Source organism: Arthrobacter sp. ISL-5 (assembly GCF_018613835.1).
Lineage (GTDB): Bacteria > Actinomycetota > Actinomycetes > Actinomycetales > Micrococcaceae > Arthrobacter.
On sequence record NZ_JAGGPM010000046.1, the window covers coordinates 51883 to 64365 of the forward strand.

At 64.1% G+C, this 12483-nt stretch carries 11 protein-coding genes and 1 pseudogene; 5 read left to right on the forward strand and 7 right to left on the reverse strand.

From position 1 onward, the window contains the following. Positions 1-6: 6 nt before the first annotated feature. Positions 7-694 (forward strand): annotated as a pseudogene (locus tag J7I89_RS22515) (lysophospholipid acyltransferase family protein); the annotation flags it as partial. Between the two features lie 416 nt (positions 695-1110). Beyond that, on the forward strand, positions 1111-2502 hold the full coding sequence (locus J7I89_RS22520; RefSeq protein ID WP_214975067.1) for a class II 3-deoxy-7-phosphoheptulonate synthase: 1392 nt from the start codon (positions 1111-1113) through the stop codon (positions 2500-2502). 76 nt (positions 2503-2578) lie between these two features. On the opposite strand, the gene J7I89_RS22525 is transcribed toward J7I89_RS22520, so the two are convergent. The 3 genes from J7I89_RS22525 to J7I89_RS22535 form a co-directional block, all read right to left on the reverse strand. Next, positions 2579-4786: a Stk1 family PASTA domain-containing Ser/Thr kinase gene (locus tag J7I89_RS22525; protein WP_214975083.1), complete on the reverse strand. Its 2208-nt coding sequence runs from the start codon at positions 4784-4786 to the stop codon at positions 2579-2581. A gap of 319 nt (positions 4787-5105) precedes the next feature. Beyond that, on the reverse strand, positions 5106-5246 hold the full coding sequence (locus J7I89_RS22530; RefSeq protein WP_374102038.1) for a hypothetical protein: 141 nt from the start codon (positions 5244-5246) through the stop codon (positions 5106-5108). Positions 5247-5510: 264 nt separating this feature from the next. Beyond that, on the reverse strand, positions 5511-6470 hold the full coding sequence (locus tag J7I89_RS22535; protein ID WP_214975086.1) for a transporter: 960 nt from the start codon (positions 6468-6470) through the stop codon (positions 5511-5513). 175 nt (positions 6471-6645) lie between these two features. Here J7I89_RS22535 and J7I89_RS22540 point away from each other — a divergent pair, with 175 nt between their 5' ends. Continuing rightward, positions 6646-7203 carry a TetR/AcrR family transcriptional regulator gene (locus tag J7I89_RS22540; protein WP_214975089.1) on the forward strand — a complete coding sequence of 186 codons (558 nt, stop codon included), beginning with the start codon at positions 6646-6648 and terminating at the stop codon, positions 7201-7203. 42 nt (positions 7204-7245) lie between these two features. On the opposite strand, the gene J7I89_RS22545 is transcribed toward J7I89_RS22540, so the two are convergent. From J7I89_RS22545 to J7I89_RS22555, 3 genes are all read right to left on the reverse strand, one after another. Next, positions 7246-7830: a mismatch-specific DNA-glycosylase gene (locus J7I89_RS22545; protein ID WP_214975091.1), complete on the reverse strand. Its 585-nt coding sequence runs from the start codon at positions 7828-7830 to the stop codon at positions 7246-7248. Positions 7831-7898: 68 nt separating this feature from the next. Next, positions 7899-8198 carry a muconolactone Delta-isomerase family protein gene (locus J7I89_RS22550; RefSeq protein WP_214975093.1) on the reverse strand — a complete coding sequence of 100 codons (300 nt, stop codon included), beginning with the start codon at positions 8196-8198 and terminating at the stop codon, positions 7899-7901. A 70-nt stretch (positions 8199-8268) separates the two neighbouring features. Then, positions 8269-9309, reverse strand: a complete 1041-nt coding sequence (locus tag J7I89_RS22555; protein ID WP_214975096.1) for a nitronate monooxygenase — start codon at positions 9307-9309, stop codon at positions 8269-8271. A 205-nt stretch (positions 9310-9514) separates the two neighbouring features. Between J7I89_RS22555 and J7I89_RS22560 the strand changes: the two genes are divergently transcribed. Beyond that, complete coding sequence (locus J7I89_RS22560) at positions 9515-10438, forward strand: LysR family transcriptional regulator (protein ID WP_214975099.1); 924 nt, start codon at positions 9515-9517, stop codon at positions 10436-10438. A 115-nt stretch (positions 10439-10553) separates the two neighbouring features. On the opposite strand, the gene J7I89_RS22565 is transcribed toward J7I89_RS22560, so the two are convergent. Further along, positions 10554-11870, reverse strand: coding sequence for a lytic transglycosylase domain-containing protein (locus J7I89_RS22565; RefSeq protein WP_214975101.1), 1317 nt, complete (start codon positions 11868-11870; stop codon positions 10554-10556). 254 nt (positions 11871-12124) lie between these two features. Between J7I89_RS22565 and J7I89_RS22570 the strand changes: the two genes are divergently transcribed. After that, on the forward strand, positions 12125-12478 hold the full coding sequence (locus J7I89_RS22570; protein WP_214975103.1) for an Rv2175c family DNA-binding protein: 354 nt from the start codon (positions 12125-12127) through the stop codon (positions 12476-12478). Positions 12479-12483 lie beyond the last annotated feature (5 nt).

Below are 12483 nucleotides of genomic sequence, written 5' to 3' on the forward strand. Positions count from 1 at the left end.
CGACACGTGTTCTATTGGGTCATGAAAAGGATCTTCCTGGGGCCGGTGCTCCGCACTCTCTTCCGGCCATGGGTCAAGGGACTGGACAACGTTCCGGCTGAAGGCGCGGCGATCATCGCGTCGAACCACCTGTCGTTCTCGGATTCCATATTCATGCCGCTCATGGTGCCGCGGCCCGTCATCTTCCTCGCCAAGTCGGAGTACTTCACCGGCACCGGCCTCAAAGGCCGGCTGACCGCCATGTTTTTCCGGCTCACCAACCAGCTCCCCATGGACCGCTCCGGCGGTGCGGCCTCCGCTGCGTCACTGGAGGCTGGCATGGACGTGCTGACCTCCGGCGGACTGCTGGGAATCTATCCCGAGGGCACGCGCAGCCCCGACGGGCGCCTCTACCGTGGAAAGGTGGGCGTAGCCCGGCTTGCGCTTGCGGCCGGCGTTCCGGTCATTCCCGTGGCGATGATCGGAACCGACAAGGTCCAGCCGATCGGGAAACGGCTGCCCAACATCCGCCGCATCGGCATGATCTTCGGCGAACCGATGGATTTCAGCCGCTATCACGGCATGGCGGAAGACCGGCTGATCCAGCGATCCGTGGCCGACGAAATCATGTATGAGCTCATGCGGCTCTCCGGCCAGGAATACGTCGACGAGTACGCCGCCGTCGTCAAGCTGCAGCTGGCGGGGAAGGCCACTGCCGCACCGGCCGACTCCGCAGAGGCCCCGGCCGAGCCGGCCCCGGGGGCGGCCGAGCCCGGAGGTGCCCCGGCCGAGCCCCGTCCGGCCGAGCCGGCCCCGGGGGCAGCCGAGCCCGGAGGTGCCCCGGCCGAGCCCCGTCCGGCCGAGCCGGCACCGGGGGCGGCCGAGCCCGGACCTGGTACGGTCCAGCCCGGAGTCGGACCCGACGATTCGCCCGCGGGGCCTGGGGAATTGCCCGGGACAGGGCCCGGTAAGGAATCCGGGCGGGACTCCGGCGACGGCAACGACGTCGGTTCCTCCCGGTCTGCCTGAGCAGTACACCCAGGCCGGCGCAGGATACCTCTGTGACGTATTGCCCGGGGTCGATGACAGATCGGGTGTCCGGATGCCGGGTGCGGCAACTACTCTTAGAGTGTGACTGAGCTATCTGCAAAACCTGCCTCTTCCCTGACCAGCACCTCACAGAGCGGTGCAGCCAACTATCCGGGACTGGACAACTGGCGGGACCTTCCGGTTTCCCAGCAGCCGAGCTGGCAGGACAGGGATGTTTTCGACGCCTCCGTCAAGGAACTTTCGGTGCTTCCTCCCCTCGTGTTTGCCGGTGAGGTCGATATACTCCGGGAGCGCCTCGCTGCTGCAGCCCAGGGCAAGGCGTTCCTGCTCCAGGGCGGTGACTGTGCCGAAACATTCGGCGACGCGACCGCGGACAAGATCAGCGCACGCGTGAAGACCATCCTGCAGATGGCGGTTGTCCTGACATACGGCGCCGCGATGCCGGTCATCAAGATGGGCCGGATGGCAGGGCAGTTCGCCAAGCCGCGTTCGTCAAATGAAGAGACCCGCGACGGCGTGACGCTGCCCGCGTACCGCGGCGACATCGTCAACGGCTACGATTTCACTCCCGAATCCCGCGGCCACGATGCCAGCCGGATGCTCCGGGCCTATCACACGTCCGCCTCCACGCTGAACCTGATCCGTGCCTTCACCCAGGGCGGCTTCGCGGATCTTCGGCTCGTCCACCAGTGGAACAAGGGCTTCACGGAAAACCCCGCCCACGCTCGCTACGAATCGCTGGCACGGGACATCGACCGCGCCATCAAGTTCATGGCGTCCTGCGGCGCGGATTTCGAGGCGCTGAAGCGCGTGGAGTTCTATGCCAGCCACGAGGCGCTGCTGCTCGACTACGAACGGGCCCTGACCCGCATCGACTCGCGCACCGGATTCCCCTATGACACATCCGCTCACTTTCTCTGGATCGGCGAACGGACCCGCGAGCTGGACCACGCGCACGTCGACTTCCTGTCCCGCGTCCGCAACCCGATCGGCGTCAAGCTGGGCCCGACCACGTCCGGGGACGACGCCCTGCGGCTGATCGACAAGCTGGATCCGGAACGGGAGCCCGGCAGGCTCACCTTCATCACCCGCATGGGTGCGGGCAACATCCGCGAAAAGCTTCCCGCCGTCGTGGAAAAGGTCACCGCTTCCGGCGCACAGGTCCTCTGGGTCACCGACCCGATGCACGGCAACACGGTCACCTCGCCCAACGGCTACAAGACCCGTAATTTCGACGACGTCATTGACGAGGTCCGCGGGTTCTTCGAGGTGCACCACGCCCTCGGGACCGTGCCGGGCGGCCTCCATGTCGAGATGACCGGGGATGACGTCGCGGAGTGCCTCGGCGGCGCCGACCCCATCGACCAGGAGGCGTTCCTGGACCGCTACGAGTCGGTGTGCGACCCCCGGCTGAACCACATGCAGTCGCTGGAGATGGCCTTCCTCGTGGCCGGGGCCCTTTCACGGCGCTAGCGCAGGACCCCACCAAGGGCACACAGAAAAAACCGGCGCCGGGGACTTCCCCTGCGCCGGTTTTTCGTCGGCCTGGCTATACGACCGTGAGCGTGACGACGGACCCTTCGGGCACCTCGGTGTCCACGGGATCCTGGTCACGCACCGTGCCGAAGAATCCGCCCAGGATGTTGTTCACCCGGACCTCGAAGCCGCGTTTCTCGAGGGCCTCACGGGCGTCCTTCACCTGCTTGCCGATGTAATTCGGCACCTTCACAAGCTTCGGTCCCTCGGAAATCGTCAGCGTGACGGTCTCTCCCCGGGTCAGCGTTCCGGAAGCCGGCTCCTGCGACACGACGGCGCCCTTGGGGACGTTCCTGTCATTGACGGTTTTGTCCGCCACCACTGCTTTCAGCCCGGCTGCCTCAATCGCCCTGACAGCCGCGCTCTGCTCCTCGCCGCGGACATCCGGAACCGGAATGGGTTGAGGGCCCTTGGACACCGTCAGGGCGACGGGAGTGCCGTGCTTGACCGCGGTCCCCGAGGCCGGCGTCTGGCTCAGGACCGTACCGGCAGCCGCCTGTTCGTCGAATCGCTCCGTGATTTTGCCCAGGGCCATCTCGGCGCGGTTTAGTTCACTCTTGGCGGCATCGAGGGTCTTCCCAGACAGCTGCGGCAGTGGGAAAAGCTGGGGGCCCTTGGACACGAACAGCGAAACCGGCTGGAATTTCCTGATCTCCGTCCCCGCCGCGGGTTCAGAACCCACCACCAGGCCGGCCCTGACGTCGTCGTCAAACACATCCTGCGTGCTGGACTGGAAACCGGCGGACCGGAGGAGCGCCTGGGCCTCCGCGACGGTCCTGTTGGCCACCGACGGCACCGTGCCGGGGGAGCCGGGCCCCATGCCGAAGAACCAGCCGGCACCCGTGGCCAGGAGCGCCGCGATGATCAGGATCACAATCCAAAGAGCGCCGCGGCGCCTGGAATTGCCCTCCCGCAGCGAGCGGACCGGAGTGGATGCGGCTCGCGCCCTGGCCTTTTGCTCCTCGCGGTCAAGCTTCCGGAGTTCCCGCTTGCTCAGGGCGGCGGGAGCGGCGTCGTCCGCGCCGGCCGGTTCGAACGCGAACCCGGGGGGCAGCTGCCGGGCGTGCGGGAACACCGCTGTGGGGTTGCTCGTGTGCGAGATGATTTCCGTGGGCCGCTGCGCTGCGGGACCTTGCGCCGTGGGCATTTGTACACCGGGTCCTTGTACACCGGCCGCTTGTGCGCCGGGCATGTGAACAGGGGACAGCAGCTCGGTGTGGTTCCCGGGGGAGGGCATACGGTCCGGCACGGGACGCGCCTCCGTGCTCCGTGCCGCAGGCGCGGGGCCCGCTCCGCCGGCCCCGGCCCCGGCTACGGCCCCGCCAGCGCCCGCGCTGGCGGGGCCCACGGCCGCTGGAGGCTGCAGGTCGAGCTCGGCGTCAGAAAGGTTCGTCCGGATGTGCCGCAGCTCCGCCAGGAGCGCATTTCCGTCCACCGGGCGCTTTTCGGGGTCGTTGGCGGTGCACCACTGCACCAGCTCGTCCACTTCGTCCGCCAGCCCGGGAACCAGTCCGGAGGGCGGTCCGACCGTTGAATTGACGTGCTGGTAGGCGACTTGAATGGGGACTTCGCCATCAAAGGGCTGCCGGCCAGTCAGCATTTCGAACAGCATGATTCCGGTGGAATAGATGTCGCTGCGTGCGTCGGCGGGTTTGCCAAGCACCAGCTCAGGCGAGAGGTACCCCACCGTACCGATCAGGGCACCGGTAGTCGTGTTCGTGGTCACCGCCCGCGCCAGGCCGAAGTCGCCGATCTTGATCCGGCCGTCGTCGGCGATGAGGACGTTTTCGGGCTTCACGTCCCGGTGGATGAGGCCGGCCGCGTGGGCGGCACCCAGCCCTTCAACCACCGGGTCAATAAGTGCGAGGGCGAGCCGGGGAGACAGTGCCCCCTTGGCGTTGATGACGTCCCGGAGCGTGTGGCCTTTGATGTACTCCATCACAAGGTAGGCCGTGCCGCCGTCGTGCCCCTGGTCGAGGACGCCCACCACGTGGGGGTGGGAGAGCTTCGCTGCAGCCCGCGCCTCGCGGCCCAGGCGGTCCAGGAAGTTGCCGTCGTTGACCAGGTGCGGGTGGAGCACCTTCAGGGCCACATCCCGGTCCAGCCTCAGGTCCGTGGCGAGGTAGACGGTGGACATTCCGCCCCTCGCCAACCTCGAATTGACCTGGTAGCGATTGTCTACCAGGGAGCCAACGAGACCGTCCGACACGTTTTCCTGCACCTTAAGATACTAATGCTGCACGGAAACAGGTCCGGACCAACATGGGATCCGGACCCGTATCGTTATCCTCGGCCCGGCATCAGTGTGGGTTTTACCGCTAAATGGCGGCGTTCCGTGTTCGATTCGTGTCGCTGGTTGCCGATGACGAGGATGCGCGGCGGCTTCGATGATGATGAGCAGCTCCACGAGTTTGGTGATTCCGTTCATCTTGCGGGGTGTTGTTGGGTCAAATCTGTGCAGGTGTTCGTCGACGCAAGCGCGGACTCTGACCTGGCAGCGGTGGATCTCGTCCATGGGCGTCTTGGGGCGGCAGAGGGCTTCATAGCGGCGGGCGGAGATTGTTTTTGCCCACTCCGGCGTCGCCGTGGCAGATCCCGATGGTTCCTTCTTTCCGGACTGCGTTGGCGAATTCGGTGAAGCGGCGGTGCTCTTTGGTGACGACGAAGGTTTGGTTCATCATTCGTCGGCTTGTGATTCGTTCATAGTTGGTCGCCTAATGTTGGGCTGCTAATGAGGGCGGGCGACAGTTCGCGCCGCCTGCGGATTCTGCCCCGTGATCAATCGCCCATAGATCGAGACGTAGTTTGTGAAGGGGGAGTCGGCGACATAGTGGGCACCAAGGCGGACGAGCAGGTCCTGCAGTAGGAACTGGACCAAGGGAAGCGATGCGTTCAGATCCGCAGGCTTGATTTCGAATAGGCGGTGTGACTATTCCTGCTCATGGTCAGCCAATCGTCTGCTTCTCGGCCGCTGACCGCTGTCGCCGTCCCGCGCGGCTGGTGGCGATGAGCCAGAGGATCGACTTCGTCGCGATCGACACGACGAGGATCGTAACGGCGGCGAGCACTCCAACTGTGATGGCCTGCCAGGCAAACGGTTGGAGTAGGTGCAGCCACGTGATTGCAAGCGCAGCGACGCTCGCCGCGGGGAAGGTGAATGACCAGAAGCCGAGCGAGAACGGCAGTGTGCCGTAGCGCGGCAACAGCATTAGCTGGATTAGCACCATGAATGCCGTCATCGCCGTCAACCCCTCGAACAGATGATTCGGTTGGCCGCCTGAGATCGTAAGCCACGCTGCTGATGCGACGGCCGGGGGAGCGACCATGATCGCGAGCGTCGGGACGAGTGGTGCGGGCATGGCGGGACGGAGCGCGAGCCGCAGCAGGAAGAACACGGAGATCACTAGCCAGAAGAAGATGCCGACGGCGAAGCTTCCGACGGCAAGCCAGTCGAGTCCCGTTTCAGCGGCGGTGAGTGCACCGACTAAACCGGCTGCACTGATGGGCAGGAAGTAGCCGCCATGAACGGATTCGAGTGGCATCTCCCCGCGCATCCAGAAGCTGAGAATCCATGCGGCGAACGCGACTGCGGCGGCAATGGAGATCAATGTCAGCACGGTTCCGGCAATCGGAATCGTGCGGTGAAGGCCTGCGCCGAGCAGCATGGCGGCGATGGGAAGTATTGCCGCAAGCGGACCCTGAGCGAAGTGCATGAGCTGATGGGAGAGCGGTTGGTCGCTGCGCGTGCCGCGATGCAGGTGCACTGCGAGGGTCCATATCCAGGCGATCGCAGCGATCAGCCAGAATGCTTGCCTGAGCTCGACCGGGAGGCCGAGCGCAGAAGTCGCCACGGACCAGACTTGGGCGAGGCCAGCCAGGCCCAGTGGGATGGCGAGCGTGTTCAAGGGGACACGCTGGCGCGCGTGTGTCGCAGGGGCGAGGTTCGCCGTGGTGAGTTGAGCAGACAAAGGAATGCCTTCCTAAAAAAGGGGGCAGCGGGGCCCCGGCGAGTGGTCATCGTCAGTTTTTGACCTTGAAGTACAATACCATGCAAGTTACGCTTTTCTCATGGGTAGACCGATGCAGTTTGAAACGGACACGGCCGTCGACAGGGCGATGGACCTGTTCTGGCGCCAGGGGTACGCCGGGACGACGCCGCAGGAGTTGGCCAGTGAGCTGGGGATCGGCAAAGGCAGTCTTTACAACACGTTTGAGAGCAAGCACGCGCTGTTTATGCGTGCCCTCCGGCGCTACAGCGAGAGACGACTCGAGTACCTGACCGACCTGTTCTCAGCGCCAGGGCCGATCCGGCCTCGTCTCAAAGGGGCGATGACTGTCCTTGCCGGCGTAGGCGAGCACCAGCGGGGGTGCGTCATGGTCAATGCTGCCGCGGAGCTCGGCACCGCCGACGACGACGTGAATCGCCTCGCGGACGACCTCTTCACACAGATCGAAGCGGTGTTTCGCCAAGCAATCGCGCAGGGACGAGAGTCCGGAGAATTCAGCATGGATCGGGATGCCGCGACCGCCGCTAGTCAGCTGCTTGCCTCTGTGGTCGGGCTTAGCGTGCTCGTCAAGGCAGGTGGGCCGTCAGGGAAGTTCGGCGCCGTCGTCGACGGCATCGTCGACGGATTGTGACGCCGAAGAGAATCCACCATCAGACCTTGCGGGCGCGGCAGGTCATGCCGATGCTGTGAAGAGTGCGATGCCGGACGCGATTGCGACTTCTGCGTAGGCGTTTGCCAGGTCAGCGAGGCTCGCGTGTTTGTTCAAGCCGCTCGGGTTCGGCACCACCCAGACGGCGGCGCCGCCGAGGGGATCCGGCTGACGTCCGACCCTCGCCTGCGGCCGGGCGAAGGCAGTCCGGTAGGCGGTGATTCCCAATACCGCCACCACTGTTGGAGCGATGCGTTCAACGCGCTCGGACAGCGCTTCGGCCCCAGTGATGAGTTGATCTGCGGTGAGTTCGTCCGCGCGCGCCGACGCTCCCGCAACGAGAGAGGTGATGCCGAGGCCACGCTCATGCAGATGCGCGAGGTCTTCGGGACGGAAGCCCGCGGACGCATCTATCCGCCGATCAACGATGCCTGCCCGGTAGAGAGCCGGATAGAAGCGGTTACTCCCGCCGCCGCCGAAATGCGCCTGCACTGCGACTGCGCGCAGACCGGGATTGATGCCGACGAACAGAAGTCGCGTGTGATCCCCGAGCAGGTCCGGCAGGCCCTGGCCTCGGAACGAATCAAGCGCAGACCGACTAAATCGCACAGTGTCTCTTCTTTTCGATTCTGTGGTCGAAGACGGGGCAGTCAGCTAGGCCTGCCCCGCTTGCGGCCCTAGGCGCGCTTGCCCGCCGGGTCATTCGGGTGGGGATTGAGCGGTGTGATTTCGACGGTCATCCAGATGTGAAGAGGCAAGGTTGTGAGGATGCTCCTTAACTCGCTCTCGCTATCTGCCCTCCAGAGGCCAAGAGTTCGCCACTCACCCGGCTCGACGGGAGGCTTCCACAGGCGCAGAAGGTGACCGTGCTCCGCCAGTTGTGCAGCCCTGATGGCTTCCCGTGACCTGGTGTCGTCTACGGTTTCATCCGGTGTTCCGTCGGGAACGTTGGTAATGAGGGTGGTCAGGAATTCCATGTCCTTCTTCTTTCTTGCCAAACGGGTGGTGTTGGTGTCGGCGTGGTTGGCGGTCGGGAGTCGTTGCCGTCTAAGGGGTGAGGGTTTGTAGTATCTGCATCGCTGTTCCTTCGATGGTTCGGTCATAGCCTGTTCCGGCCCAAAGATTGACTCGGTGAGGATCGCCGGCTTTAGCCGCCGCCGCCCGGATGGGTGTCGTCATGTGATGAACCTCCGGATACCCTGCAGGTGCCGACGGATCGTGGTCCTTCATGAACGCGTTGTAAAGGCCGCGGGCGTACCTTCCCGAAAATGCCCTGGTCATCCGCGTTGTGGTGAATTCAGGAGCGGAAAGCGCTGCCCGGTGGACAGGGCGGGTGCCGGCTTCAGCCGCCCGCAGGAAGGCAGTTCCGGCTTGGACAGCTATGGCCCCGTTCGCGAGCAAACGAGCGACTTCGGCGCTTGTGGCGATGCCGCCTGCTGCAATGACAGGAAGCTCTACCGCTTTAAGGACCTGTTCCAGCAGGGGACCAAGCGGAGTCTCATCGATGGGCGCTGTTGCTTGGAAGGTGCCGCGGTGTCCTCCGGCTTCGGGACCTTGCACGCAGAGAGCGTCGGCACCCGCTTCCGCTGCCGCAACGGCTTCGGCCACCGTCGTGACTGTCATGAGGACGGAAATTCCTGACTCCTGCAGCCTTTTGACGACCGACGCCTCCGGGACGTCAAAAGTGAAGGAAACGACGGCGGGAGCGAGGCTTTGGACGACGTCGAGCTTGTTGTCCCAGTCGTCGTCGTCAAACTTCGGATGGCCGACATCAACCCCGTATCGCCGGGCGTCCAGACCAAGCTCTGCAGCATAATCACTCAATCCTGCAGGGTCGGCGAATGATGCCTGGGGCACGAAAAGATTGACGCCAAATGGCGCCGACGTGAGTTCGCGTGTCCGTTTCATCTCACTCTCCACCTGCTCCGCGGTCTTGTATCCTGCGGCCAGGAATCCAACGCCTCCGCCCGAACTCACGGCGGCGGCTAGTTCCGGGGTAGATGGGCCGCCTGCCATTGGGGCCTGGAGAATTGGCCGTTCCAAAGAGCGATAGTCAATCGGGTGACCGAAGTTCGTGGAGGAGGACATTCTTATATTCGCTTTCCTTGAACGTTCGACTTTGGCTGAGGGAGATGTCTCGAGAAGGCGTCCTGAAGCACAGAATCCGGATGTCAGTACGACTGCACGTAGTACCGCCCGAGAAGGTGTGTTTGGGGAGCCACCTATTCAGTGAAGCAGCCGACACCATCCGGAACAAGCGAATAATTCCGGACACATAGTTTATTATTTGTGGATGGACATCCGGCGGTTGGAGCTTCTTCGCGAGCTCAGGGATCGGGGGAGCGTTCGTGCAGTTGCCGAGGCGACAAATCGCAGCACCTCATCTGTCTCCCAGCAACTCAAGCTGCTGGAACGTGAATCTGGAGTCCCCCTTACCGAACGCGTCGGCCGGGGAGTGAGGCTAACCGATGCCGGCCGCGCCCTCGCCGTCAGCGCGGACAGAGTCATCGTGGCGATGGCTGAATCCCAGGCAATGTGGGATGAATTCAGACACCGCCCGACAGGCACCGTGACACTGCTCAGCTTCCCGTCGGCCGCCCGGCTCATTCTTCCCCCACTACTGCTATCCCTGGCGAAGAGGCCAGAACTCCGTGTCCTTTGCCAGGACCGGATCGCCCAGGAAGATGAATTTATCGGCTTGACCACCGATTTCGATGTAGTCATCGCACACTCGAACCAGCTGTCACCGGCCTGGCAGGGAGCGGACCTGGCCATATTCTCCTTGTTCACGGAACCGTTTGATATAGCCCTACCGCTCAATCACCCGCTGGCCCATTCAGAGTCCATCGAACCCGCAGATCTCGCGGGCGAGACTTGGATTGGTGTGCCGGAGGGCTTTCCCTACCACGGTGTTATTGCTGAGGTGCAGGCAGTTACTGGTTCGCCGGCACGCGTCCTGCAGCGCTTCTCCGATTTCAGCATCACAGAACAGCTTGTTGCCGCTGGGCTAGGTATCGCAGCTCTACCTAGCTACACGACTCGTGCGTCCCAAGCCGGGCGCTTTGTTCTCCGGCCCTTGACCGGGGGTACTGCTCAGCGACAGGTTGCTCTTCTGTCCAGGCACGAGAAGGCCTCCCGGCTTGCAGTCCGCCAGGTCATCGACGAAGTCCTCAAAGCCACGGCGCCCTGGCGCCCGGCGGGGGCTGGGAGTATGTAGTAGTACCCGTAAGGACCCAGGCGTTTACCTGTCGGCACCAGGCCGAAAATGAGGCCGGACTGTCAGCGGCTAGCAGCCGGACAAAACTGTCGCGTTGGATGCCGGGCCCGCGAGGCTAGCTGAAGTTCTTTCGGTGCGCCTTGATGGCTGCGACGTAGCTCTTAGTATCGGAATACATGCCGTGCTTGCTGACGGAGTACTGGCCCTGGTAGTAACCGGCGATCGCGTAGTCCAGGTTCTTGCTGGTCCGGATCAGCTGCCGGATGATGGCTACGCCGGCGGTCGCGTTGTCATACGGGTCAAGCAGGTTCAGCTTGCGTCCCACAAGATCGGATGCCCACTCGCCGGAGGACGGGATGACCTGCATCGTCCCGATGGCGTTCGCCGGGGACACCGCGCGCTGGTTGAATCCGGACTCCTGGTAGGCGAAGGCCTGGGCAAGCGCGGGATCCACTCCCATCCGGCGGGCCGTGTCAGCCACGATGGACTGCATCTGCGCCAGCGACGGGACCGGCGAGGCGTTCAGCAGTGCCTTGTTCTTGTTGGCGGAGCTGACCACGGCGGCCGGGTACGTGAACCCGAGGAAGGAACTGGGCACCAGAGGTGTCACGCTCGACGCCGGCTGGACGGCCGACGCCTTTCCTGGAATGACGAGCTTGTGCCCAGGGTAAATAACGCTGGTCAATTTGAGCCGGTTCGCCGACAGGACATCGGCCAGCCGCACGCCGTGCCTCGACGCGATGCCGGACAACGTATCCCCGGCTTTGATGACATACGAGCCCGAGCGCGGGGCAGCAGATGCTGCCGGTTTGACGGCCGGTGACGCTGCCACGCCCGATCCGATGCGGATCTTCTGGCCCGGGTAGATGATGGAGGACAGCTTCAGGCGGTTCCAGCTGAGGAGCTGGGAGAGCTTGACGCCGTGCCGCGCAGCGATGCCGCCCAGGGTGTCCCCGGACTTCACGGTGTAGGTCCTGCTGCTCGTGCCGGCAGGAGCAGCGGTGGCCGCCGCCTTCGTCGCCGCCGAGCCGGTCAGCTTGATCCGCTGGCCCGGGTAGATCACGGAGGTCGATTTCAGGTTGTTGAGCTTGAGCACCGCCGTGGTGCTGAGGCCGTAACGCCCGGCAATGCCGCTGACCGTGTCGCCCCGGACAACCGTGTGGGCGGCCGGAGCCACGCGTGCCGGCTGCAGGCCGGCGGGAATCGCGGCAGGTACGGATGCGGGGGGAATGATGCCGGCCATGACGGCGGCGGCTTGTGCCTCGATGGCGGCGGCGAGCGTCGCAGGAATGGCACTGGGCCGGGACTCCGCTGCCGCGGGCTGGGCCACAGCAAGGGAGGAGAGCATGACGGCGGGCAGTGTTGCCGTCGTCGCCGCAATCATGGGCAAGCTCGGCCGGGGAGGCTGCTTGGGTGAGCGGGTCGTCGTCATGGGAAAGATCCTCTTCTCAGCGGCGAAATGCTGTCGGTCAGGCCAGTGTGACTATTGGTACCAATGTTACTTGAGATAATCCTGTTACAAATGTGACCTATGAGAATCTCTCACGATTTCGCAAATAGCACAAGAATTGACAGACGTGCAGAAAGTCAGGGTATTCGGGTGTGTCGCGCCCGGATAGCGGCTGAATCGCGCCGGGGTGCCAGTCTGACTAGGCGCGCGGGCGCCCGGCGTGGCAACCTTGACCCGTGAGTACTGTAGAGAGCCTTGTTGGCGACTGGTTGCCGCTGCCCGACGTCGCCCAATTGCTGGATGTTTCCATTACCAAAGTCCACGGACTGCTCGATGAGCGGGCGCTGGCAGCACTGAGGGTTGGCGAACGCCGCATCAGGTCAATCCCGGCGGACTTCATCCAGGACGGGCACGTCGTGGAAAGCCTGAAGGGCACGATTGTGGTGCTGGCTGACGCCGGCTATTCCGACGAAGAACTCATCACCTGGCTCTTCACCCCTGATGAATCACTCCGCGGGCGGCCAATTGACGCCCTGCGGGAGGGCCGGAAGACCGAAATCCGGCGAAGGGCCCAGTCCCTGGCCTGGTAGGCGCA